A 23687-nucleotide genomic window follows, 5' to 3' on the forward strand; every position below is an offset into this window, starting at 1 on the left:
GGATGAGCTCAACCAGCGGCGGCGAAGCGATCGTCAACGGGCTCGTCGCCCACGGCGTCGACACCGTGTTCGGCCTGCCCGGCGCGCAGATCTATGGCCTGTTCGACGCCTTCCATCAGGCGCAGCTCAAGGTGATCGGCGCGCGCCACGAGCAGGCCTGCGGCTACATGGCCTTCGGCTATGCGCGTTCGAGTGGCCGCCCGGGCGTGTTCAGCGTGGTGCCCGGCCCCGGCGTGCTCAATGCCAGCGCGGCGCTGCTCACCGCCTTCGGCTGCAACGAGCCGGTGCTCTGCCTCACCGGCCAGGTGCCGACCGCGTTCCTCGGCAAGGGCCGCGGCCACCTGCACGAGATGCCGGACCAGCTCGCGACGCTGCGCACCTTCGTGAAATGGGCCGACCGTATCGAATATCCCGATGCAGCGCCGGCGATGGTGTCGCGCGCATTCCAGGAGATGCTGTCGGGCCGGCGCGGGCCGGCGTCGCTCGAGATGCCCTGGGACGTCTTCACCCAGCGCGCAGCCGTCGCGCCATCAAGGCCGTTCGAGCCATTCCCGGCGCCACTGCCCGACCCTGACAGGATCAAGGCCGCCGCTGCACTGATCGCGGCGAGCAGGACGCCGATGATCTTTGTCGGCAGCGGTGCGGTCGATGCGGGCGAGGAAATTCTTGAGCTGGCGGAAATGATCGACGCACCCGTCGTCGCCTTCCGCAGCGGCCGCGGCATCGTTTCCAATGCGCATGAGCTCGGGCTGACCATGGCAGCCGCCTACAAATTGTGGCCGACGACCGACCTGATGATCGGGATCGGCACCCGCATGGAATTGCCGGCGTCAGGATTCCGCTGGCCGTACCAGCCTGACGGCATCAAGTCGATCCGTATCGACATCGATCCCGTCGAGATGCGCCGGCTCGCGTCTGACGCCGCCATCGTGAGCGACGCGAAGGCCGGCACCGCCGCGCTGCTCGCGGCTGTGCGCAAGGCTGGCTTTGGCAAGAGCAGCGGCCGGCGCGGAGCTATCCGCGAAGCGACCGCGGCGGCTGCGCGCGAGATCCAGCGCATCCAGCCGCAAATGGCTTACCTGAAGATACTCCGCGAGGTGCTGCCTTCGAATGCGATCGTCACCGATGAGCTGTCGCAGGTCGGCTTCGCCTCCTGGTACGGCTTTCCCGTCTACGAGCCGCGCACCTTCATCACGTCAGGCTATCAGGGCACGCTTGGCTCCGGCTTTCCGACCGCCCTTGGTGCGAAGGTCGCCAATCCCGACAAGCCGGTAGTTGCCATCACGGGCGATGGCGGTTTCATGTTCGGCGTGCAGGAGCTTTCCACCGCCGTGCAATATCGCATCGGCGTGGTGACGCTGGTGTTCAACAACAATTCCTATGGCAACGTGCGGCGCGACCAGCGCGAGCGCTTTGACGGCCGCGTGGTGGCGTCGGACCTGGTCAATCCGGATTTCGTCAAGCTCGCAGAGTCGTTCGGCGCAGGTGCCGCGCGCGTCACCTCGCCGGATCATTTACGTCCTGCGCTGGAAAAGGCGCTGGCCGACGGCGGGCCCTATGTGATCGCGATCGAAGTGCCAACGGATTCGGAAGTGAGTCCGTGGGCGTTCATCCATCCGCCGAAACCTTGATCGCTCTAGACTAAAGAGAGCTATCGCGTCTTGCGGAAGGTGAGATTGATCCGTTGTCGACCGAGCACCGCGTGCTCACCGTCGGCGAGCGGCGCGACGCCGTGGAAGAACAATCGCGACGGCCCACCCCACACTACGACATCGCCATGCGTCAGCCGATATCGAGCCGTCTTGTCGCTGCGCTTCAGGCCGCCGAACAGAAAGGTCGCGGGCAGGCCGAGCGACACCGATACGATCGGCGCGGCAAAATCCGTCTCGTCCTTGTCCTGGTGCAGCGACAGCTTTGTGCCTGGCTCGTAACGATTGACCAGGCAGGCATCCGGCGCGAAGTTGTCGAAGCCGCCTTCCGCTGCCGCTTCCCGCGCCAGCCGCACGAGCACCGGCGGCATTGCGGGCCACGGCTTTCCGGATTCCGGATCGATGCCGTCATAGCGATAGCCGCTGCGGTCGGTGACCCAGCCGACCGTGCCGCAATTGGTCATCGCCACCGACATCTGATAGCCGCCGGGCGTGAACATGCGGCGGAACGGCGCCCGCGCGACGATCTCGCGCAACGCCGGGATCAGTTCAGGCTCCAACGGGCGCGCAAATCCGCGCAGGATCACCGCGCCTTCCGCGATCACCTCCCGCGCCGGACGCTCGGCTAAGTTATCGAACAAGTCGGCCGTCAAACCACGATACTCGCTTTAGTCCGAGGTGGTGGCAAATCCGCGAGCCGTCAACCACCCGATTTCCGATAATGAGGCGTTATTGCGAGCGTAGCGAAGCAATCCATCTCTCCGCCCGCTGCGGCATGGATTGCTTCGCTACGCTCGCAATGACGATGGGGCGACTACCTACCCCCGCACCGGCAAGGTCAGCACGTCATAGGCATGGCGGATCGTGCGCTTCAGCACGGGATCTTCCAGCTCGAACTCGAACCGGCTTGCCGGGCGGATGCCGCCCTTGGCGGCGAACGTGCCGCCGAACATGGCGCAGCCGTCGGGCAGCCCCTTGCCGTCGAAACCGTGCGCGATCAGTTCCTTCACCGGCAACATGGCGTCGAGCGTACCCTCCTGGTACAGCACGCGCTTGCCATCGATCCAGGCGTGGGACCGCAGGATCATCTGGTCCCAGTGGCCGATGACATCTTCGAGCTCCCACAGCTCGGAGGCGATCGGCTTGTCGCACATCTGTTTTGAAACCGTGACGCTGTAGCTCTCGACCTTGCGGTCGGTGTGATCGGAGCCGCAACCGACAAAGATGCGGCCTTGCCAGCCGATCAATACGAACTCGACCTCGCCGCTGGAATCCTCGCCGCAGACTTCGATCGTGTCCTCGGTGGTCAGCCGCCGCGCCGAGCAGCGATAGTAGATCGGCGTCGTCGCCGGCCGCGCGATGCCGATCGCCTCGAGCTCGGCAATATGCTTGTCGCGCGCCACCGGATCGCGGCCGGTCCAGCCGGCGATCACGGCCTGGTCGATGGCGAGCGTCAGCGGCGTCGCGACGCCCTTGTCGTCGATGGTGAAGGTGAGGTCATACACGGATGATGGTCTCCATTGCGGCCGCGATCTCGAAGATGCGGCGATCCGATCCGCCCGCTGCCGCCACCATCAGGCCCACCGGCGCATCATCTTCACGATGGGCCGGCAGCGAGATGGCGCAGCCGTCGAGCACGTTGATCAGCGTGCAGTTGCGCAACGCGCGCAAGTTTTCCGATGTGAACGCCTTGTCGTCATCGAGGTCGGCGATCTTCGGCGGCGTGTTGGCCGTGGTCGGCAGCAGCAGCGCGTCATAGGGCGCGATACGTTTCTCGGCGCGCGCAATGAACGACTTTCGCGCATTGAGCAGATCGATGTAATCCGCCGCCAGATATCCCTCGCCGCGCGCAATGCGCGTGGCGACGCGGGGATCGTAGATGTCGCCCTTGCTGGCGAGCAGGTAGCGGTGCCAGGCGTAGCTTTCGGAAGCCGCAAAGCCGCCCTTGGCGTTCATGATGCCGACGTCGAGGAACTCCGGCATCTCGATCTTTTCGACCAGCGCACCCGCCTTCGACAGCGCTGCGAGCGCACGGTCGAACGTCTTTGCCACGGCATCGTCGAGGTCATCGAGCGCAACCGTGGTCGGCACCGCGAACCGCAGGCCTTTCACCGAACGCGGCTGCAGCGGCGTCACCGGCTCGCTCGCGAGCACCGCATCGAGCGTTGCGCAGCAGGCGACGGAATTGGCGAGCGGGCCGTAGCTGTCGAGCGAGAACGACAACGGCACACCGCCATCGAGCGGGATGCGCCGCTGCGTCGGCTTGTAGCCGACGATGCCGTTGAAGGCCGCAGGGATCCGGCAGGAACCGCCGGTGTCGGTGCCGAGCGCGCCAAAGGCCATGCCATCGGCGATCGATACCGCCGCACCCGACGACGAGCCGCCGGGCACGTGGCCGACGCGTCGATTGTAGGCGCTCTTCGGCGTGCCGTAATGCGGATTGATGCCGATGCCGGAATAGGCAAACTCGGTCATGTTGGTGCGGCCGATCACGACGAAGCCGGCCGCGCGCAGCCGCGCCACCACAGGCGCGTCGGCTTCTGCCGGCGCAGAATCCTCCAGCGCACGGGAGCCGGCGCGGGTCACCTGTCCCTTGATGTCGAAGAGGTCTTTGATCGAAACGGGAATGCCGGCAAAGGGCGACGGCGCAGCATGCGCCTTGCGCAGGCGGTCCATCGCATCGGCAGCGTCGAGCGCGGCCTCCTTGTCGACGTGAATGAAGACGCGCTGTCCCTCGCCTGCGGGATCGGCGATCTTGGCGAGGCATTGCTCGACCAGTTGGCGGGCCGTGATGCGGCCGCTCTCGAGGTCGGCGGCGAGTGAAGCAAGGGTGGGATTATCAGGCATGGCTTTCGATTTCAGGTTACTTCTGGCGTCAGACGTCGTTTGAGGCACGGCGCAGCGGATTTTGCCGCGTGGCGGACTATTGCCTGAGACAGGCTGGCATACAAGCGCGCTGTCGTGTTCGGAATGCCGCCATGCAATCGGGAACGATGGACCGTTGACGACGGATAGTCAATTGTCGCATCAAGTTTTGAACGAGGCCTGACGGCCTGATCCAGGGAGGATGCCGCATGGCCGAAGCTGCACGCGCAAAACCGAAACCGACGCCGGAAACCCAGCATTTCTGGGATGGCACACAGGTTGGCGAATTGCGCCTGCAGCGCTGCGACGCCTGCTCGCATGTCTATTTCCCGCCGCGCCCGTTCTGCCCGTCCTGCGCCTCGCGCAAGGTCAGCGTGTTCAAGGCAACCGGCAAGGGCAAGCTCTACAGCTACGTGATCAATCACCGACCTGCCGCGCCCGGCTTCACGCCGCCTTACGCCATTGCGGTGGTCGAGCTGGATGAGGGCCCGCGCATGATGAGCAACATCATCGATTGCCCGCAGACGCCGGAAGCGCTCGAGCTCGACATGAAGCTGGAAGTCGCGTTCGAGAAGCTCGACGACCAGATCACGCTTCCTCTGTTCCGTCCGGCGAAGGGTTAAAGAGATGCGCAGGAACCAGGTTGCCGTCGTCGGCGCGGCCGAGACCACCGAGCTCGGCGTCATCCCCAACATGTCGCAGCTCCAGTTGCACGCGGATGCGGCGCTCAATGCCATCGCCGATGCCGGATTGAAGCTGTCCGACATCGACGGCTTCGCCACCGCGGTCGAGACGCCGCAGCAGGTCTGCCATTATCTCGGCATCAAGCCGACCTGGGTCGACGGCACCTCCGTCGGCGGCTGCTCGTTCATGCTCCATGTCCGCCACGCGGCAGCGGCGATCGAGGCGGGCCTGTGCAAGACCGTACTGATCACCCACGCCGAGAGCGGCAAGTCGATGATCGGCAAGCAGCCGCGCTTCACCGCGCCGGACAGCCTCAACGGCCAGTTCGAGGCGCCGTTCGGCGTGTACGGTCCGCCGAGCATGTTCCCGATCCCGGTGCTGCGCTTCATGAAGACCTATGGAATCACGCATGAGCAGATCGCCATGGTCGCGGTCGTGCAGCGCGAGTGGGCCGCGAAGAATCCGCGCGCGACGATGAAGAACCCGATCACCGTTGCCGACGTCCTGAACTCGCGGATGATCGCCTATCCCTTCCGCCTCCTGCAATGCTGTCTCGTCACCGATGGCGGCGGCGCGCTGATCCTGACATCAGCCGATCGGGCCAAGGATTTCCCGCAGAAGCCGGTCTACATCCTCGGCACCGGCGAGAGCGTGGAAACGCCGATGGTCAGCCAGATGGAGACCTTCAACTCGTCGCGCGCCTTCAAGGTCGCGGGCCCCCTCGCCTTCAAGGAGGCCGGCATCACGCACAAGGACGTCGATCACCTCATGATCTACGACGCCTTTGCGCATCTGCCGCTTTACGGCCTCGGCGATCTCGGCTTCATGCCGCATGAAGAGACCGGCAAGTTCATCGCCGATGGCAACACGCGGCCCGGCGGCAAGCTGCCGCTCAACACCAATGGCGGCGGCCTCTCCTACATGCATTCGGGCATGTACGGCATGTACGCGCTGCAGGAGAGCGTGCGCCAGATGCGCGGCATTGCGCCGGCGCAGGTCAAGGACGCGAAAATTTCGGTCTGCCATGGCGTCGGCGGCATGTTCGCGGCGTCAGGCACGATCATCTTCACGAACGAGAAGTAGCCCCTTCCGTCATTCCGGGATGCGCCGCCAGGCGCAGACCCGGAATCTCGAGATTCCGGGTTCACGCTACGCGTGCCCCGGAATGACGGAGACAACAGGAGAAATGTCCATGACAAAATCACTGCAGGACAAGGTCATCATCGTCACCGGCGCAGGCCGCGGCATCGGGCGCGAGATCGCGCTGCTCTGCGCCGCCGAAGGCGCCAAGGTCGTGGTCAACGATCCCGGCGTCGCCGCCGACGGCTCGGGCACGAGTGCTGCGCCGGCGGAAGAAGTGGTCGAGGAGATCAAGAAGCGCGGCGGAACCGCGGTCGCCAATTTCGAGACGGTGGCGGAAGCGATCCCGGCCAGCAAGATCGTCAAGTCCGCGACGGATCATTTCGGCAAGCTCGACGGCGTCGTCAACAACGCCGGCATCCTGCGCGACATGATCTTCCACCGCATGAGCGTGGAAGCCTTCGAGGCCGTCATCAAGGTGCACCTGATGGGCTCGTTCTATGTCTCCCACGCCGCGGCACGGCTGTTCCGCGAGCAGGAGAGCGGCTCGTTCGTGCACTTCACCTCGACCTCCGGCCTGGTCGGCAATTATGGCCAGGCCAATTACGCGGCCGCCAAGCTCGGCATCGTCGGCCTGTCGAAGTCGATCGCGCTCGACATGAGCCGCTTCAACGTGCGCTCGAACTGCATCTCGCCGTTCGCCTGGAGCCGGCTGATCGGTACCATCCCGACCGAGACCGAAGCCGAGAAGGAGCGCGTCAAGCGCATCCAGCAGATGGGGCCGGAGAAGATCGCGCCGCTCTGCGCCTACCTGCTCAGCGACGCCGCCAAGGACGTCACCGGCCAGATTTTTGCGGTGCGGATGAACGAGATCTTCCTGATGGGCCAGTCCCGCCCGATCCGTTCGGTGCACCGCGGCGAAGGCTGGACGACGCAGACCATCGCCGAGCACGCGATCCCGGCGCTGAAGCCGTCGTTCTACAAGCTCGACCGCTCCGCCGACGTGTTCAGCTGGGACGCGATCTGACAATTTCATGACGACGTCGTCCCGGCTCGCTGCCGGGACGACGCTATCTGCGGTTGTTTCGCCACGGCTGCCCGTTTTATGCCGAATTGCGGGCGCATGAGTTCCTTCCCAACAACAAAAAAGCCTGGGAGGACGTCATGAACAATCCAAACAATTCACCCAACCAGCAGGACGGCGGCTCGAGCGGGCTCGACCGCCGAACGCTTTTGCGCAGTGCAACCGCGATTGCTGCAACTGCGGCGGTTGCGCCGGAGGCCTTCGCCCGCGATTTCGGCCGCAATGCCGAGCCGCAGCGTTATCCCGATCCCGATATCGTCGTGATCGATCCCAAGCGCTTCAAGGCCAAGGTCGGCAACACCGCGATCAAGCGTCTCTACACGGGCTGCCTGTGGGCCGAGGGGCCTGCCTGGAACGGACAGGGGCAATATCTGGTCTGGAGCGACATCCCCGCCAACCGGCAGCTCCGCTATCTCGACGACGACGGCCACATCTCCGAGCAATTCCGCAAACCGTCGAACGAAAGCAACGGCAATTCCTTTGATTTGGAAGGCCGGCAGATCTCAGCCGAACGCACGCGGCTGGTGCGTTTCGAGCACAACGGCACCGTGACCACGCTGGCCCAGGAAGCCAACGGCAAGCCGCTGAACGGACCGAACGACATGGTGGTCCATCCCAACGACAAGTCGATCTGGTTCACCGATCCCGGCTATGGCGCGATCTCGATCTATGAGGGGCAGCGGGCCAACACCAACTCGGTGCAGCCCTACCAGAAGGAGGCGGTGTACCGCGTCGACGGGCAGTCCGGTCAGATCACCAAGGTCGCCGACGAACCGTTCAAGCCGAACGGCATCGCCTTCAGCCACGACTACAAGAAGCTCTATGTCTGCGACACCGGCATCACGCACTATCCGAACGCCAACAACGTGGTGTGGAGCTACGACATCAACGGCGACAAGCTTTCGAACCCGAAGCAGTTGATCGACATGAAGCTCGACGGCAAGTCGGGCTTCCCCGACGGGCTGCGCGTCGACACCGACGGCAATATCTGGGTTGGCGCCGGCTGGGTCGGCCCAGGCTATGACGGCGTGCAGGTGTTCGCGCCCGACGGCACGCGGATCGGCCAGATCATGCTGCCCGAGACCTGCGCCAATGTCTGCTTCGGCGGCAAGAAGCGCAATCGCCTGTTCATGACGGCGAGCCAGTCGCTCTATGCAGTCTATGTGGAGGCGCAGGGCGCGCATCATTGCTGACGCAGTCGGCGAATAGGGATCGGCGAATAGCGAATGGAAAAGCCCATTCGCTACTCGCCATTCGCTATTCGCCCGTCCCTACCCGCTGTTCCTCAGCCCCGCGGATATCCCGTTGATCGTGAGCTGGATGCCGCGCAGAACCTGCTCGTCCGGGTTCTGCGCGCGGTGCTCCTTCAGCAGCTCCACCTGTACGTGGTTGAGCGGGTCGAGATAGGGGAAGCGGTTGCGGATCGAGCGTTCCAGCAGCGGGTTGCCCTGCAACAGCCGTTCATGGCCCATGATGTCCAGCAGCGTCTCGATTGAGAGATGCCATTCGCGGCGGATGCGGCCAAAGATATTTTCGCGCAGTTCGGCATCGGGCACCAGCTCTGCATAACGCGAGGCGATCGCGATCGAGCTCTTCGCCAGGACCATGTCCATATTGGAGAGAAGCGTGCGGAAGAACGGCCATTCGCGGTAGAGTTCCTGCAGGAACGGCATGCCCTGCTCCGGATGTTCCGATATCCAGACCTCGACCGCACTGCCAAAGCCATACCAGCCCGGCAGCATCAACCGGCACTGCGCCCAGGAGAACACCCAGGGAATGGCGCGGAGGTCTTCGATCTCGCGGGTCTTCTTGCGCGACGCCGGGCGGCTGCCGATGTTGAGCGTCGCGATCTCGTTGATGACGGTCGAGCCCCAGAAATAATCGGCAAAGCCGTCGGTCTCGTAGACGAGGCCGCGATAGGCCTTGAAGGCCAGCGCCGAAAGCTGTTCCATCGCCTTCAGATATTCGGCGCGCGGCGCGCTTTGCCTGGGCTGCAGCAGGCTGGTCTCGAGCGTCGCGGCGGCAAGGATCTCCAGGTTGTTGCGGCCGACCTCAGCGTTGGAATATTTGCTCGAAATGATCTCGCCCTGCTCGGTGATCCGGATCTGGCCGTTCACGGCGCCACCGGGCTGGGCGATGATGGCGTCATAGCTCGGGCCGCCGCCGCGGCCGACCGAGCCGCCGCGGCCATGGAACAGGCGCAGGCGCACGTGATGGCGCTCGAACACGTCGACAAGGCCTATCTCCGCCTTGTAGAGCTCCCAGCCTGACGTGACGAACCCGCCGTCCTTGTTGCTGTCGGAATAGCCGAGCATCACCTCCTGCACGCCGCCGCGGCTGTCCACCAATCGGCGGTAATCGTGCAGCGCCAGCATGCGATCCATGATGGCGCTGGAGGCCTGCAGATCCTCGATGGTCTCGAAGAGCGGCACGATGTTGATGGCGCTGCGGCCGGAGGGATCGATGAGCCCGACCTCCTTCAGCAGCACCGCGACCTCGAGCATGTCGGAGATGCCCTTGCACATCGAGATGATGCATTGGGAAATCACCTCCGCGCCGAAGGTCGCATGCGCTTCTGCGGCCGCCCGGAACACGGCGAGCTCGCCCTGCGTCTCCTCGCTGTATTTCACGAACGGCGAGCAGAGCGGACGTGCGCTGCGCAGCTCACCGAGCAACAGGTTGATGCGGGCCTCCTCGCTGGGCGCCATGTACGACATGCCGGGGACGGCGGCGTCGAGCAGTTCGGCGACGGTGCGCTCGTGCACCGCGGAGTTTTGCCTGATGTCGAGGCGGGCGAGGTGGAAGCCGAAGCAATCCACCGCGCGCCGCAGCAGCCGCAAGCGCCCGCGTGCGATGACGGCGGAGTTGTTTGCGATCAGCGAGCGGTCGAGCACGTCGAGGTCGGCCCTGAGCTCGTTGACGTTAGTATAGGGCTCGGCCTTGCCGACCGGTCGTCGCGTGATCTCGACCTGAAGCTTCTCGGCGGTTGCGGTCAGCCGGGCGTAGATGCCGGATACCGCGAGCCTGTACGGCTCGCCGCTCCGGTGCGGCGAAGGATCAGGCGAGCGCTCGGCGAGCACGCGCAGTTCGTCCGAAACATCGGCGAGGTTCCTGGCCAGCGACAACTCGGCCCCGAGCAGGTGCAGCTCTTCCAGATAGAAGCTCAATATCCGGCTCGACTGCAGCCGCAGCGTGCCGCGCATGACATCTGCGGTGACGAACGGGTTACCGTCGCGGTCGCCCCCGATCCAGCTTCCCATCTTCAGGAACGATGCGAGGTCGCCCGGCTCGCCGCCCTCCTTGTTGAGCCGGTCCTCAAGCGCGCAATGCAATCGCGGCACCTCACGGAGAAAAGTGTAGTCGTAGAACGACAGTCCGTTGGTGACCTCATCCAGCACCGTGAGCTTGGTCCGGCGCAACAGATTGGTCTGCCATAGCGTCACCACGGCGCGGCGAAGCTGCTCGTCGCTGGCCTCGCTCTCTTCCGGGGTCATCTGCAACCGCTCGCGCCGGTCGAGCAGGCCTGCGACCTCCATCTCGCGGTCCATGGTGCTCTTGCGCCGGACCTCGGTCGGATGCGCTGTCAGCACCGGGCTGACCAGGGCGCCTTTGAAGAAGCGACGCAGATCGTCCGGGCTGATGCCGGCCTTCTGCGCATGGCTCAGGGCCTGCATCAACAGGCTCGGACGCGGCGCGGCGGCCTCCCGCCCCCGCATCTGGCGGATATTGTTCTGATCCTCGGCGATGTTGGCGAGGTGGGAGAAATAGCTGAAGGCGCGGACGATCCGCACCGTCTCCGAGGTCGACATGCTGTCGAGGATGGTTTCCAGCTCCCGCCGCGCCAGCCGGTCCTCATCCCGATGGAACCGGATCGAGGTCTGGCGGATACGTTCGACCAGATCGAAGACATCGGCGCCCTCCTGGTCGCGCACGGTATCGCCGAGGATGCGCCCGAGCAGGCGGATATCGTTGCGCAGCCGCGCATCCTCCTCCAGCGCCTGATTGTCCTCGGTGCGATTGGCACGGACGTCGGTCTCGGAAGACATGGTCTGGGGAGACATGGCTGATCGCTCCAGCAGCTGCCCGGCAGCCTCGGAGTGTGCAACTTTTTTGCCGCAGCGCAAGACGAAGTTGGAGGCGGCGCACACAAGATGTTGCGCCGCCCTCCGTCGTCCCCGCGAAGGCGGGACCCATAACCACAGGCGGTTGTGGTTACGGCTATGGCCACAGTGTCGCGTAACACCGGCAGTCGTGGTGATGGGTTCCGGCTCGCGCTTCGCTTGGCCGGGACGACGGCTGGGTTGCGGTCCTCAAATCCTCCTGCCCGCCTGCTCCCAATAGGGGTCGCGGAGGCGGCGCTTGAAGATCTTTCCGGAATCCTCGCGTGGCAGGTTGGTCGCGATTTCGATGTGCTTGGGCACCTTGTAATCGGCAAGCGACATCTTGAGCTGGGCGCGGATTGAGCCGGCATCCAGCCTGGCGCCTCGTTGCGGCTCGACCACCGCCATCAGCGCTTCGCCGAATTCGGCATCAGGAATGCCGAACACCGCACAATCATGCACGCCGGGAACGGCATGCAGCGCCGCCTCGATCTCGGCCGGATAGATGTTGACGCCGCCCGAGATCACCATGTCGCGCTTGCGGTCGCAGATGAAGACGTAGCCGTCCTCGTCGATATAGCCGACGTCGCCTGACGTGATGAACCCGTCGCGGTCGATCTCGGCGCGCTTTTCCGGCTTGTTGTGATAGGTGAAATCCGGATTGCCCGCGATGCGCGAATAGATCTCGCCGATCTCGCCTGATGGCAGCACTTTGCCGTCGTCTCCGATGAAGCGCAGTTCGGCGCCGGGCGAGATCTTGCCGACTGTGCCGGGCTTCTTCAGCGCATCCTCGGAATTCGCGAACGTCACCGCGCCCGACTCGGTCGAGCCGTAGAACTCATAGATCACCGGCCCCCACCACTCAATCATCGCGCGCTTGATATCCGCCGGACAGGGCGCGGCGGCATGGATGACATGGCGCAGCGAGGATACGTCATATTTCCTGCGCACTTTCTCCGGCAGCTTCATCAGGCGGATGAACATGGTCGGCACCATGAAGACGGTGTCGACCCGTTGCTCCTCGACCAGGGCCAGGAAATCTTCCGCATCGAAGCGCGGCATCAGCAGCAAGGCGCCGCCGAGCCGGCCCGAGCGGAGGCCGAAGGAATTCGGCGCCGAATGATAGAGCGGACCCGGCAGCAGCGCGCGGACGCCGGGCCTGAGGCCATAGATCATGACGCGCATCGCCTCCGCATTCGCCGCCTGCTCTGGTGTCGGCGCGAAGCGGCGCACGCCCTTGGGATGGCCCGTTGTGCCCGAGGTGTAGATCATGTTCTGCGGCTGCGGCACCACCGGGCCGTCATAGCGTGGGTGTTTCGCGAGCCAGGGTTCGAAATCGACAGCGAAATCCGGCACGCCGAGATGATCCGGATTGATCTTGTAGTTGGCGAGGATTTCCGGCGGCGTCGGCACGCTCAGCACGGTGACGCCGGCAGGGATAGCATCCCGCAGCGGATGCAGCATGTCGGCATGCGCGATCAGGACCCTCGTGCCGGAATCCGTCAGCACGTAGCTGATCTCTTCCGGCTTGAAATGCCAGTTGATCGGCACGCCATAGGCCCCGAGCCGCATCGCGGCATAGGCGGCCTCGATGAAGGCGATGTCGTTGCGCATCAGCATGCACACGCTGTCGCCCTCGCGGACGCCGAGCTTGCGCAGGCCGCTCGCAATGCGCTCGGTGCGCTCGGCGACTTCCTGATGCGTCCGCCTGCGATCGCCGCTGATGATGCCGAGGAAGAGTTGGGAAGTTTCGCTCATTTTTGTTGTTCTTTTTGACTGGAGTTACCGACTTGGCTGGCTCTCGTCCCTCATGGTGAGGAGCGCGTCTTCGCGCGTCTCCGGACGATGCTTCGCATCGCCTTGAGAACCATGAGGCCCCGATCTTATCCACGGCCCATCCCTCGAGACGCCGCTTGCGCGGCTGCTCGGGATGAGGTCGGCGTGTGCGGGTCACGCATCCGCAAAGCGTGGCGGACGCTTATCGATATTGGCGCGGACCGCTTCCGTCTGGTTCGGGCTGCCCAACAACTTCTGCTGCTCGACCGATTCGGCGAGCAGTGCCGGACCCGGATCGACCGAGAGCTTGTTCAGCAGGCGCTTGGCGGCGCGGATCGCATCCGGGCTCTTGCCGGCGATCTCGCGTGCAACCTCGAAGGCCGCAGCGCGCGGATCGTCGCACACGCGGGTGGCAAGACCGTAGCGCAGCGCCTCCTGGGCCGAGAAGATCCGCCCGGTGAAAGTGAGATCGCGCAGGATATCGTCGCGCACCAGCGTGGCGAGGATCGGCGTGCCCGCCATGTCGGGCACCAGGCCCCATTTGATCTCCATGATCGACATCCGCGCATCGGTGCTGAGGAAGCGCATGTCGGCGCCGAGCGCGAGTTGGAAGCCGCCGCCGAAGGCGACGCCATGGACCGCTGCGATCACCGGCACCGGAAGCTGCCGCCAGCCCCAGACCGCGGCTTGCGGGAAATTGGCCTGGCCATGGGTGCGGATCGTCAGGTCGCGCTTCTCGCCGCCGGCGATCCCGTTGCCGCCCGTCTCCTTCATCGCGGCGAAACGTCCCATGTCGAGGCCGGCGCAGAACGCCCGCCCCTCCCCGGACAATACCACCACCCGGACGCCCTCCTCCCTGGAAAGCCGCTCAGTCGCGGCCACCAGCGCCTCGAACATCGCGGCATCCAGCGCATTCATCTTGTCCGCACGCACCAGCCGGACATCGGCGATCCCGTCGGAAACCGAGATCGTGACGCGTTGCTCCATGGAATTATCCTCCGCTGTTCTTGATGCCGCTTTACAGATGGGCCGTTGCCGGTTTTAGTCAATCGACCAATTAACTGACAATCCCCTTTTGGGTGGAAACCATGTTCACAGATCAACTTCTCGCCGGACGGCGCATTCTCGTGACCGGGGGCGGCACCGGCCTCGGCAAATCCATGGCCGCCAGGTTCCTGCAGTTGGGGGCCGAAGTGCATATCTGCGGCCGCCGCAAGATCGTGTGCGATGAGACCGCGACCGAATTGATGGACGAGTATGGCGGGCGGGTGGTCAGCCACGGCGTCGATATCCGCAACGCACTGGCCGTCGACGAAATGATCGAGGCGATCTGGACCACCAGCGGTCCCCTCACCGACCTCATCAACAATGCCGCCGGCAACTTCATTTCGCGCTCCGAAGAGCTTTCGCCGCGCGGCTTCGATGCGGTCGCCAATATCGTGATGCACGGCACGTTCTATGTCACTCATGCGATCGGGCGGCGCTGGATCGCCGGCAAGCACCGCGGCAACGTGGTGTCGATCACCGTCACCTGGGTGCGCAATGGCTCGCCCTATGTCGTGCCGTCGGCGATGAGCAAGTCGGCGATCCACGCCATGACGATGTCGCTCGCGGTCGAATGGGGCAAATACGGCATCCGCCTCAACACCATCGCGCCGGGCGAAATCCCGACCGAAGGCATGAGCAAGCGCATCAAGCCGGGCGACGAAGCCGGCGCGCGGACCAAGGCGATGAACCCGATGGGCCGCGTCGGCACCATGGAGGAACTGCAGAACCTCGCCGTGTTCCTGATCTCCGGCGGCTGCGACTGGATCAACGGCGAGACCATCGCAATGGACGGCGCGCAGGCGCTCGCGATGGGCGGCAATTTCTATCAGCTCCGCGACTGGAGCGACGACGACTGGACCAACGCGCGCGAGTCGATCAAGGCGCAGAACGAAAAGGATCGCGCGGCCCGGGGCTGACGTCGTGCGGCAAACATCGCTGTCGTCCCGGGCTTGACCCGGGACCCATAACCACGGGCGCATGTGACAGGCAAAGCTGTAACCGCTTGCTCGCGCCAACAACACCGCCCTGTGGTTATAGGTTCCCCGCTTTCGCGGGCACGACGATGAGGCTAGTGCTTCCCCGCGCCCATATAGCCGAACAGGAAGCCCGCCACTTTGCGCTTCTGGATCTCCTCGCTGCCTTCGGTGATGCGATAGCGGCGGTGGTGGCGGTAGATGTGCTCGAACGGTTTGTGGCGCGAATAGCCCATGCCGCCGTGGACCTGCATGGCGCGGTCGGCGGCCTCGCAGCACAGGCGGTTTGCCCAGTAGTTGCACATCGAGACCTTGTCGGAGAGCGTGTGCTCGACCTGCGCCTGCGTGAGTTGGTCCATCTCCCACGCGGTCTTGCGGATCAGGAGACGCAGCATCTCGGCCTGGGTGGCAAGCTCAACCAGAGGCCACTGGATCGCCTGGTTCTCGGCGAGCGCCTTGCCGAACGGCTTTCGCTCGCGCGCATAGGTGACGCTTTCATTGATGCAATAGACGGCCGCGCCGAGCGAGCTCGCGGCCTGGCGGATGCGGTTTTCATGCACGAAGCATTGCGCCAGCGACAGCCCGCGGCCGACCTCGCCGAACAACGCATCCTCAGGCACGAACACATCCGTGAAGCTGACGCGGGGATGATCGGTCGGCATGTTGAAGGTCCACATATATTCCTCGACCTTCACCCCTTCCGATTTCGCCGGCACCAGGAAGCAGGTGATGCCGCGCGCATCGCCGTCATTGCCCGACGTGCGCGCAAACAGTGCGCAGTGGGTCGCGACATGCATGCCCGTGGTCCACATCTTCTCGCCGTTGATCAGCCAGCCCTTGACGTTGTCGCGGGTCGCAGGCTGCGCCTTGGTCTCCATATGCGTGGCGTCGGAGCCGTGGTCGGGCTCGGTGAGGCCGAAGGTGATGCGGTATTTCCCAGTGATCGAGCCGTCGATCATCGCCTTCTGTTCATCAGTGCCGTAGCGGCCAAGCATGGTGACGACTGGGAAATTGCCGACGATCGAATGCTCGTTCTGCAAATCGTTGTGCAGCCCGAGCCCCTTCGAGGCAAAATGCTCGCGGATCACCGCCATCCAGAGGTTGGAGCCGTCCTTGCCGCCATAGCGTTTCGGGATCGCGAAGCGCAGATGGCCCGCGGCATCAGCACGGTCCTTCGCTTTTCGGAGTAACGCTTCCCATTCGTGCCGCGGCAGGCCGCCGTTCTCGAAATCGGTGCGCGCCCATTCGCGGCGGTGGTCGAAGAAGCGGATATTGTCGTCGGCCTCCTCCAGCGGCTTGATCTCGCGCGCGACGAAGGAATCGAGTTCGGCGAGATAGGCGACGAGGTCGGCCGGCAGGTTGAAATCCAAGGCAGTCTCTCCCGGAGATGTCGTTGCTTGTCGTTTTGCGTTTAGGCGCTGCGCGCCGCCGCTCGCCTCGATTAAGGTGAGAAGACGGCGCTCAAGTCAAGCAAGCGCATCACGCCTGATGTGCGCAGCGGTGTGGCGCAATTGGGTAGCGCGTGGGCGCTGGGGCGCGCTAATATGACGGCAATATTCTTCGCCACAGAAAATCAGCGGGAACGAACATGGATCTGAAATTCTCGAAAGTGGAACGCAAGGGCCCGATCACCATCGTGACGCTGTCGCGCCCCGAGGTGTACAACGCGCTGCATATCGACGCGCATTTCGAGCTCAACAAGATCTTCGACGATTTCTCCGCCGATCCCGAGCAGTGGGTCGCGATTGTCACCGGCGCCGGCGACAAGGCGTTCTGCGCCGGCAACGATTTGAAATGGCAGGCCGCCGGCGGCAAGCGCGGCTGGGACAAGGGCGGCTTCGGCGGGTTGACCTCGCGGTTCGACTGCGACAAGCCGATCATCGCCGCCGTCAACGGCGTAGCGATGGGCGGCGGCTTCGAGATCGCGCTCGCCTGTGACCTGATCATCGCCGCCGAGAATGCGACCTTCGCGCTGCCGGAACCGCGCGTCGGCCTCGCCGCGCTGGCTGGCGGCCTGCACCGCCTGCCGCGGCAGATCGGCCTTAAGCGCGCGATGGGCATGATCCTCACCGCGCGTCACGTCAGCGCCAAGGAAGGACACGAGCTCGGCTTCGTCAACGAAGTGGTGCCGCAGGGCGAAGCGCTGGCCGCGGCCGTGCGCTGGGCCGAGACCATCTGCAAGAACTCGCCGATGTCGATCCGCGCCTCCAAGCAGACCATCGAGCGCGGGCTCGCCGTATCGCTGGAGCAGGCGATCAACGAGCAGCGCGAGTACCCCGCGGTGAAAGCAATGGCGGCCTCGCAGGATTACATCGAGGGCCCGAAGGCGTTTGCCGAGAAGCGCCCGCCGAAGTGGGCGGGGAAGTAACGACCTTCCCTGTCATTGCGAGCGGAGCGAAGCAATCCATTTCGCGACTTGTGGAGGCGTGGATTGCTTCGTCGCTTCGCTCCTCGCAATGACGATTGTGGTTGAGATGTCGTAGGATGGGTAGAGCGCAGCGAAACCCATCACGCCTCCTGGTGCGTGAATGATGGGTTTCGCTTCGCTCTACCCATCCTACGATTTCTGGTCCAGCTCGCGCTTGTACGAGGCATAGTTCGGCTGATCGACGGCGAGCTTGTCCAACGTCGTCTGCCAGAGATGATCCGCCAGCCCGGGTGTCTGCAGATCGACCTCGCCTTTTGCGATCTTCTCCGAGAGCGCGCGGTTCAATTCGATCAATGAACCGTCGGTGCCGAGCAACTGCTTCAGCCGCGCGGCCTCCGCGGCGTCGGCCGCTTGGGTCAGTGTGAGCTGCCGCGTCACCAGGTCGAGCGCGTTGATGCCGACGCGCAACTTGAAGGCGTTATGGCCCTTGATCGCGGGCGTGATCTCGTTGCGCAGGAAGTCTGCGACCGCCTTGATCAGTTCCGTTGGTGTCGGTTCATCCTGCATCTCAACGCCCTCGTGGTGCCAATAGCCTGAGCAGATCGATCTCAGTCTCCGACGCACGGCGGCCGATCATCGCGCGCTCCATCGAGTGGTCGGGGCCGGAGCGGAAGCGCTGCATCATGCCGCAGCACATCACGCCCCAGCGCAGCGTGCCCATCACTTCCCAGAACATCACTCTGACAGGATCGACCTTGCGCCCGGCTTCCTCATAGCCAGCGAACAGTTCTTCGCGCGAGCCGAAACCACCGACGGGCTTGTCGATCTCGCCGAACCGCCAGGAGTTGACGCAGATCCAGCCGAGATCCTCCATCGGATCGCCGAAATGCGCGAGCTCCCAGTCCAGCACCGCGCGCACGCCATCGGGACCGATGATGAGGTTGCCATGGCGGAAATCGCCGTGCACCAGCGTCACCTCGTCCGACGGACCGGGATCGTGATCGCGCAACCAGCGCAGCGCCAGTTCGAACACCGGGCGTGGCCAGTCGAAACCGCGATATTCCCGCTCGAGATCGCCGATCTCCCTGGTCGCCGTCATCTGCCGCAGCTTCGGCAGTTTCGCCGCCGGCAAGCCGTGGATGCCGGCAGCGACCTTGCCGAGCTGGCGCGCCAGCAGCGGCCGCGCCTTGGCGAACTGTTCGTCGCGCAGGATTTTCCGCGCGATGGTCTCGCCTTCGATGCGCGCCATGATGAAGCCGGCGCCTAGCCCCTCCTCCGGCTTCAGCACATGCAGCACGCGCGGCGATGGCAGGCCGGCGTCATGGGCAAGCTGCATCAAAATCGCCTCCGCATCGAGCCCGGCCGCGCGCGACGGCGCCGCACCGAAGCCCGGCGGCGCGCGACGCAGGATGGCGCCGACATTGCCGTCCGGATGCACGATGTCGAAGGTCCAGGTTTCCTGGCTGGCGCCGCCGGAGAGCTTCGCGGCGCCGATGATGCCGGTCGCGCCCGGATGGAAGGACGCAACGCAGCGCGCGAGTTCGGCCTCGATCATTTGCCCTTGAACTTCGCCGGGCGCTTCTCGAGGAACGCGGTGACGCCTTCCTTGAAATCCTCGGTGGTGCCGGCAAGACGCTGGGACTGGAATTCGAGGTCGAGCTGATCCTCGAACGAATTCTCCGGGCTGTCCCAATAAAGCTTGCGGATCAGCGACAGCGCGACCGTCGGGCCGTTGGCAAGCTCATGCGCGAGCTTCATCGCCTCTTCCATCAGCGCGCCGTCATCGTAGAGACGATTGATGAGGCCCCATTCCAGCGCCTTCTCGGCCGGCAGCCGCTCGCCCATCAGCGACAATTCGATCGCGCGCGCCTTGCCGACCAGCCGCGGCAAGAGCCAGGTCGAGCCGCAATCCGGCACCAGGCCGATGCGGCGGAACGCCTGCAGGAAATAGGCCGAGCGCGCGCACAGGATCATGTCGCCCATCAGCGCGAAGCTCATGCCGGCGCCCGCCGCCGGACCATTGACCGCGGTGACGATCGGACAATGCAGATTGCGCAGCCGCCGCAGGAACGGATGGAACGCGGTCTCCAGCGTTGCGCCTGCCCGGCGTCTGGTTGTTGCGTCCCTGCAGATTGGCGCCGGTGCAGAACGCGCGGCCGGCACCAGTGATCACAAGGCAGCGCGCCTCGTCCCGCTTGTCCTCGATCGCATCGAGCGCCTCGGCAAGACCGCCGAGCATGTCGATCGACACCGCGTTCATGACCTCCTGATGGTCGAGCTTGAGGACCGCGACCGGTCCATCGAAATCGAGCGTGACATGTTTAAATTGCATTGTTTCCTCGTGGGTTGCACCCGCGCCGTTGGTAGCGCGGTAGGCCAAATCTTGGGGCCCATATTTGATTTTTGAGGCGGGCTTGTCCATGGTGGCGCAAGAACGCCTCGCTTTCGAATGCACGATTAACGTGCGTCAGGCCAAATGGAAACACCCCAGGAAACACCCCAAGGAAATATACCATGAGCATCTTCGACCTCTCGGGCCGCGTTGCGGTCATCACCGGTGGCAACGGCGGGATCGGGCTTGGCATCGCGCAGGCGCTCAATGCCGCCGGCTGCAACGTCTCGATCTGGGGCCGCAACGCCGAGAAGAACAAGGTGGCTGCGGCAACGATGGCGGCGGGTCCCGGCAAGGTCGACACCCGCATCTGCGACGTCAGCAGTGCCGCTTCGGTGCAGGCCGCGATGAAGGCGACGCTTGACACGTTCGGCCGCGTCGACGGCTGCTTTGCCAACGCCGGAATCGGCGGCGGCGGACGGCGTGCCTTCATCGACCGCACCGAGGAGGAATGGCGAACCATGTTCGCAACCAATCTCGACGGCGTGTTCCATGTATTCCAGGCCGCCGCCCGCCACATGACCGAGCGCGCCGAGGCCGGCGATCGCTTCGGCCGCCTCGTCGCCACCTCGAGCCTGGCGTCGCTGTTCGGCACCGCGCGCAACGAGCACTACGCCGGCACCAAGGCCGCCATCAACGCGCTGGTCCGCGCGCTCGGCGTCGAGCTGGCCCGCCATGGCGTCACCGCGAACGCGATCCTGCCCGGCTGGATCAAGAGCGACATGACGGCCGGCATCATGGGCAACGAAAAATTCGTCGCGAACGTGATGCCGCGCATCCCCGTCCGCCGCTTGGGCGAGCCCTCCGACTTCGGCGGCATCGCGGTCTATCTGATGAGCAATGCGTCGTCGTACCACACGACTGATTGTTTCGTGATCGACGGCGGCTACACGGCGTTTTAAACGTTGTTCGAATTCCGTCATGCGGCAATGATGTTGCGCGGCGCTCCGCAGGCACCCATGAAAAAAGCGCGCTCGCACTTTGAAAGCGCCGCGTCTATGGTTGCCCGCAACGATCTCGCCGATGGGAGGAAGACATGAAACACGCCTACATACCCCGGACCACCAACCCACGCTCAATCCGGGCGACGAGCTCAACGACCTCCGCATGTCGGATCAGGTCCGTCCGCTCTATGAGCATGTGAAGAAATTCATCCGGGAAACCGTCGAGCCGATGTCGGTCGAATTCTATCGGCACGGCGAGAACAAGAAGGACCGCTGGAGCTTCACTGACGGCCAGATCGAGGTCTTAGAGAAGGCCAAGAAGAAGGCCAAGGAGGAAGGCCTCTGGAATTTCTTCCTGCCCGACGCCGAGACCGGCGAAGGCCTGAACAATCTCGACTACGCCTATATCGCCGCCGAGCTCGGCAAGAGCCCGCTGGCGTCCGAGACCATGAACTGCTCGGCGCCCGACACCGGCAATATGGAAGTGCTGGAGCGTGTCGGCACCAAGGAGCAGAAGGAGAAGTGGCTGAAGCCGCTCCTGAACGGCGAAATCCGTTCGGCCTATGCCATGACCGAGCCCAACGTCGCCTCGTCGGACGCCAAGAACATCTCCACGACGGCGAAGCTCGTCGGCGACGAGTGGGTGATCAATGGCGAGAAATATTACATCTCCGGCCTCGGCGATCCCCGCTGCAAGATCATGATCGTGATGGTGAAGACCAATCCCGACGCGCCGCCGAGCAAGCAGCAGTCGCAGATCCTGGTCCCAAAGGACACGCCCGGCGTCGAGATCCTCGGCCCCATGCACGTGTTCGGACAGGATCATGCCCCGCGCGGGCACATGCATCTGCGCTTCAACAATGTCCGGGTACCGAAGGAGAACATGCTGCTCGGCGAAGGCCGCGGCTTTGAAATCTCGCAAGTGCGCCTCGGGCCCGGACGCATCCACCATTGCATGCGTACCATCGGCAAGGCGGAGAAGGCGCTCGACATGATGGTGCAGCGCGGCCTGACCCGTGAGGCCTTCGGCAAGAAGATCGCCCATCTCGGCGGCAACCTGCAGATCATCGCGCAGGCGCGCTGCGAGATCGAGGCGATGCGGCTGATGGTGCTGAAGGCGGCGAAGGCGATGGACGTGCTCGGCAACAAGGAAGCGCGCGTCTGGGTCTCCATGGTCAAGGCCATGATCCCCGAGCGCGCCTGCAAGATCATCGACCAGGCGATCCAGATGCACGGCGCCACCGGCATCTCGCAATGGACCCCGCTCGCCGAAATGTACCAGGACGTCCGCCACCTCCGCTTCGCCGATGGTCCGGACGAGGTGCACTGGATGGTGGTCGGCCGGCACGAACTTAGCATGCCGTAACGGGCGCGACGATCCGTAGGGTGGGCAAAGCGAAGCGTGCCCACCTTCACGAGCGAGTACAGAATGGTGGGCACGCTTCGCTTTGCTCACCCTACAGGAGCCACCATGGAATACGCTGCCAGCGATCTGAAGCCGCGCGAACGCTACAAGGTACTGGCATCGTTCGTGCTGCCGCGGCCGATCGCCTGGGTGACGAGCACAGGCCCAACCGGTGTCGTCAATGCGGCGCCGTTCAGCTTCTTCAACGTGTTCTGCGAGGACCCGCCGCTCTGCATGTTCGCGGTCAACCTGCGGCCGGATGGCGGGGTGAAGGACACGCTTGTGAACATCGAGCGCACCGGCGAGTTCGTGGTCAACATGACCGACGAACCGCTGGCGCACGCGATGCACGAGACCAGCGGTGACTTCCCGCCCGAGATCGGCGAGCCCGATTATCTCGGCCTCAAGCTTGCGCCATCGACCAGCGTAGCGGTGCCGCGCCTTGCTGACGCGCCTTGGGCGATGGAATGCAAGACCTGGAAGATCATCGACGTCAACGGCGACCGCCGGCTGATCATGGGTGAAGGCATCCACTTCTATATCCGCGACGAGCTGTGGGACCGCGAGGCCATGCGCGTGCACATGGACCGCTACCACCCGGTCGGCCGCATGTTCGCCGACCGCTATTGCCGCACCGATGACCGGGTGGTGTTTCCGACCGCCGAGGGCGCGAAGCAACCGTAGATCCGTGGGGTCGGCAGGCGCGCCGCGGTCGTGCCTACCGTCTGACGCTCTGCTCGCGATGGTGGCCACGCTGCGCTTTGCCCGCCCTACGGCGTCGTCGCAAGTCTGATTCAAATTTCAAACAGCGGGTCTGTAGGATGGGTAGAGCGAAGCGAAACCCATCGCGATGGAGCAAGCGGTGCGAATGATGGGTTTCGCTGCGCTCTACCCATCCTACGTCTGATTCAAACAGCGGATGCGAGTCCGCATTCTCGCGGCGCGATGTGCCCGAGCTTTGCGTTTCGTTTCACCCTCTCATTGAACAGAGGGCGCAGGGAAAGCCGGGTGCTGGTTGCACCCGCGGGTCCCGTGCAACAAAAAGCACGGGGGTAGGACCACAGGTTCAACCGAAGCATTCCGGCTTTCCCTGCGCGATGGTGTTACGGCTTACTTCGTGCTCTCCCCGGTGACCGGCTATCTAATGCACACATCTTTGTTGCGAAGATCGGCGAAGACTGATTCCCTGATGAGAGGCGGTCTTGTGGAGGGAGGTCTTATGTCGATGGAGGTTGGACTGGGACGATTTGGCGATCGTCGCCTGGAAAAAGGGGGGCGTCGTTGCATGACGCCCTCGTTCGCCGGCCTGGTTCATGCAT

Annotated in this window: 18 protein-coding genes and 2 pseudogenes; 10 read left to right on the forward strand and 10 right to left on the reverse strand. The window is 64.2% G+C overall.

All coding sequences use genetic code 11. The features are described from left to right. The first annotated feature begins 2 nt into the window (after positions 1–2). Positions 3–1631: a thiamine pyrophosphate-dependent enzyme gene (locus K288_RS0124520; protein WP_027581944.1), complete on the forward strand. Its 1629-nt coding sequence runs from the start codon at positions 3–5 to the stop codon at positions 1629–1631. A 20-nt stretch (positions 1632–1651) separates the two neighbouring features. Here the strand turns inward: K288_RS0124520 and alkB are convergent, their stop codons facing one another. From alkB to K288_RS0124535, 3 genes are all read right to left on the reverse strand, one after another. Then, positions 1652–2302 (reverse strand): DNA oxidative demethylase AlkB, encoded by a 651-nt coding sequence (gene alkB, locus K288_RS0124525; protein ID WP_027581945.1) that lies wholly within the window; start codon positions 2300–2302, stop codon positions 1652–1654. 165 nt (positions 2303–2467) lie between these two features. Beyond that, complete coding sequence (locus K288_RS0124530) at positions 2468–3154, reverse strand: DUF2848 domain-containing protein (protein ID WP_027581946.1); 687 nt, start codon at positions 3152–3154, stop codon at positions 2468–2470. Beyond that, positions 3147–4496: an amidase gene (locus K288_RS0124535; protein WP_027581947.1), complete on the reverse strand. Its 1350-nt coding sequence runs from the start codon at positions 4494–4496 to the stop codon at positions 3147–3149. Before K288_RS0124535 ends, K288_RS0124530 begins: the two co-directional genes overlap by 8 nt. A gap of 227 nt (positions 4497–4723) precedes the next feature. Here K288_RS0124535 and K288_RS0124540 point away from each other — a divergent pair, with 227 nt between their 5' ends. The 4 genes from K288_RS0124540 (at position 4724) to K288_RS0124555 (ending at position 8555) form a co-directional block, all read left to right on the forward strand. Beyond that, positions 4724–5137: a Zn-ribbon domain-containing OB-fold protein gene (locus tag K288_RS0124540; protein ID WP_027581948.1), complete on the forward strand. Its 414-nt coding sequence runs from the start codon at positions 4724–4726 to the stop codon at positions 5135–5137. A gap of 4 nt (positions 5138–5141) precedes the next feature. Beyond that, a complete protein-coding gene (locus K288_RS0124545; RefSeq protein ID WP_027581949.1) occupies positions 5142–6281 on the forward strand; it encodes a thiolase in 1140 nt (379 codons plus the stop codon). A gap of 109 nt (positions 6282–6390) precedes the next feature. Beyond that, positions 6391–7305 carry an SDR family oxidoreductase gene (locus K288_RS0124550; RefSeq protein ID WP_027581950.1) on the forward strand — a complete coding sequence of 305 codons (915 nt, stop codon included), beginning with the start codon at positions 6391–6393 and terminating at the stop codon, positions 7303–7305. A 137-nt stretch (positions 7306–7442) separates the two neighbouring features. Continuing rightward, a complete protein-coding gene (locus K288_RS0124555; protein ID WP_027581951.1) occupies positions 7443–8555 on the forward strand; it encodes an SMP-30/gluconolactonase/LRE family protein in 1113 nt (370 codons plus the stop codon). 78 nt (positions 8556–8633) lie between these two features. On the opposite strand, the gene ppc is transcribed toward K288_RS0124555, so the two are convergent. The 3 genes from ppc to K288_RS0124570 form a co-directional block, all read right to left on the reverse strand. Beyond that, the gene (ppc, locus tag K288_RS0124560; protein WP_027581952.1) at positions 8634–11423 is read right to left on the reverse strand and encodes a phosphoenolpyruvate carboxylase; all 2790 of its coding nucleotides are present in this window, start codon (positions 11421–11423) and stop codon (positions 8634–8636) included. Positions 11424–11672: 249 nt separating this feature from the next. Further along, positions 11673–13220, reverse strand: coding sequence for an acyl-CoA synthetase (locus K288_RS0124565; RefSeq protein WP_027581953.1), 1548 nt, complete (start codon positions 13218–13220; stop codon positions 11673–11675). Between the two features lie 192 nt (positions 13221–13412). Beyond that, positions 13413–14225 carry a crotonase/enoyl-CoA hydratase family protein gene (locus K288_RS0124570; RefSeq protein WP_027581954.1) on the reverse strand — a complete coding sequence of 271 codons (813 nt, stop codon included), beginning with the start codon at positions 14223–14225 and terminating at the stop codon, positions 13413–13415. A 101-nt stretch (positions 14226–14326) separates the two neighbouring features. Between K288_RS0124570 and K288_RS0124575 the strand changes: the two genes are divergently transcribed. Beyond that, the gene (locus K288_RS0124575) at positions 14327–15202 is read left to right on the forward strand and encodes an SDR family oxidoreductase (RefSeq protein WP_027581955.1); all 876 of its coding nucleotides are present in this window, start codon (positions 14327–14329) and stop codon (positions 15200–15202) included. Between the two features lie 152 nt (positions 15203–15354). Here the strand turns inward: K288_RS0124575 and K288_RS0124580 are convergent, their stop codons facing one another. Beyond that, entirely contained in the window at positions 15355–16629 is a 1275-nt protein-coding gene (locus K288_RS0124580) for an acyl-CoA dehydrogenase family protein (RefSeq protein ID WP_027581956.1), read from the reverse strand. A 218-nt stretch (positions 16630–16847) separates the two neighbouring features. Here K288_RS0124580 and K288_RS0124585 point away from each other — a divergent pair, with 218 nt between their 5' ends. Next, a complete protein-coding gene (locus K288_RS0124585) occupies positions 16848–17627 on the forward strand; it encodes an enoyl-CoA hydratase-related protein (protein ID WP_027581957.1) in 780 nt (259 codons plus the stop codon). 189 nt (positions 17628–17816) lie between these two features. On the opposite strand, the gene K288_RS0124590 is transcribed toward K288_RS0124585, so the two are convergent. From K288_RS0124590 to K288_RS46425, 3 genes and pseudogenes are all read right to left on the reverse strand, one after another. Continuing rightward, positions 17817–18194: a DUF6285 domain-containing protein gene (locus K288_RS0124590; protein ID WP_027581958.1), complete on the reverse strand. Its 378-nt coding sequence runs from the start codon at positions 18192–18194 to the stop codon at positions 17817–17819. Between the two features lies 1 nt (position 18195). Beyond that, positions 18196–19182, reverse strand: coding sequence for a phosphotransferase family protein (locus K288_RS0124595; protein ID WP_027581959.1), 987 nt, complete (start codon positions 19180–19182; stop codon positions 18196–18198). Then, a pseudogene (locus K288_RS46425) lies at positions 19179–19959 on the reverse strand (enoyl-CoA hydratase/isomerase). Before K288_RS46425 ends, K288_RS0124595 begins: the two are co-directional and overlap by 4 nt. Positions 19960–20141: 182 nt before the next feature. Here K288_RS46425 and K288_RS0124605 point away from each other — a divergent pair. The 3 genes and pseudogenes from K288_RS0124605 (at position 20142) to K288_RS0124615 (ending at position 23052) form a co-directional block, all read left to right on the forward strand. Beyond that, entirely contained in the window at positions 20142–20921 is a 780-nt protein-coding gene (locus K288_RS0124605; protein WP_027581960.1) for an SDR family oxidoreductase, read from the forward strand. Positions 20922–21055: 134 nt separating this feature from the next. Continuing rightward, positions 21056–22329, forward strand: a pseudogene (locus K288_RS46430) (acyl-CoA dehydrogenase family protein). Between the two features lie 105 nt (positions 22330–22434). Further along, complete coding sequence (locus tag K288_RS0124615; protein ID WP_027581961.1) at positions 22435–23052, forward strand: flavin reductase family protein; 618 nt, start codon at positions 22435–22437, stop codon at positions 23050–23052. Positions 23053–23687 lie beyond the last annotated feature (635 nt).

Origin of the sequence: Bradyrhizobium sp. Ai1a-2 (assembly GCF_000426245.1) — a bacterium.
Taxonomy (GTDB): domain Bacteria; phylum Pseudomonadota; class Alphaproteobacteria; order Rhizobiales; family Xanthobacteraceae; genus Bradyrhizobium.

Excerpts from the sequence above, each read along its gene's own strand:
- K288_RS0124590 (WP_027581958.1), bottom strand. The coding sequence starts at position 18,194 with ATGCAGGATGAACCGACACCAACGGAACTGATCAAGGCGGTCGCAGAC.
- K288_RS0124565 (WP_027581953.1), bottom strand. The coding sequence starts at position 13,220 with ATGAGCGAAACTTCCCAACTCTTCCTCGGCATCATCAGCGGCGATCGC.
- K288_RS0124540 (WP_027581948.1), top strand. The coding sequence starts at position 4,724 with ATGGCCGAAGCTGCACGCGCAAAACCGAAACCGACGCCGGAAACCCAG.
- K288_RS0124520 (WP_027581944.1), top strand. The coding sequence starts at position 3 with ATGAGCTCAACCAGCGGCGGCGAAGCGATCGTCAACGGGCTCGTCGCC.
- K288_RS0124585 (WP_027581957.1), top strand. The coding sequence starts at position 16,848 with ATGGATCTGAAATTCTCGAAAGTGGAACGCAAGGGCCCGATCACCATC.
- K288_RS0124605 (WP_027581960.1), top strand. The coding sequence starts at position 20,142 with ATGAGCATCTTCGACCTCTCGGGCCGCGTTGCGGTCATCACCGGTGGC.
- K288_RS0124615 (WP_027581961.1), top strand. The coding sequence starts at position 22,435 with ATGGAATACGCTGCCAGCGATCTGAAGCCGCGCGAACGCTACAAGGTA.
- K288_RS0124575 (WP_027581955.1), top strand. The coding sequence starts at position 14,327 with ATGTTCACAGATCAACTTCTCGCCGGACGGCGCATTCTCGTGACCGGG.
- K288_RS0124535 (WP_027581947.1), bottom strand. The coding sequence starts at position 4,496 with ATGCCTGATAATCCCACCCTTGCTTCACTCGCCGCCGACCTCGAGAGC.
- K288_RS0124555 (WP_027581951.1), top strand. The coding sequence starts at position 7,443 with ATGAACAATCCAAACAATTCACCCAACCAGCAGGACGGCGGCTCGAGC.
- K288_RS0124545 (WP_027581949.1), top strand. The coding sequence starts at position 5,142 with ATGCGCAGGAACCAGGTTGCCGTCGTCGGCGCGGCCGAGACCACCGAG.
- ppc (WP_027581952.1), bottom strand. The coding sequence starts at position 11,423 with ATGTCTCCCCAGACCATGTCTTCCGAGACCGACGTCCGTGCCAATCGC.
- K288_RS0124550 (WP_027581950.1), top strand. The coding sequence starts at position 6,391 with ATGACAAAATCACTGCAGGACAAGGTCATCATCGTCACCGGCGCAGGC.
- K288_RS0124595 (WP_027581959.1), bottom strand. The coding sequence starts at position 19,182 with ATGATCGAGGCCGAACTCGCGCGCTGCGTTGCGTCCTTCCATCCGGGC.
- K288_RS0124570 (WP_027581954.1), bottom strand. The coding sequence starts at position 14,225 with ATGGAGCAACGCGTCACGATCTCGGTTTCCGACGGGATCGCCGATGTC.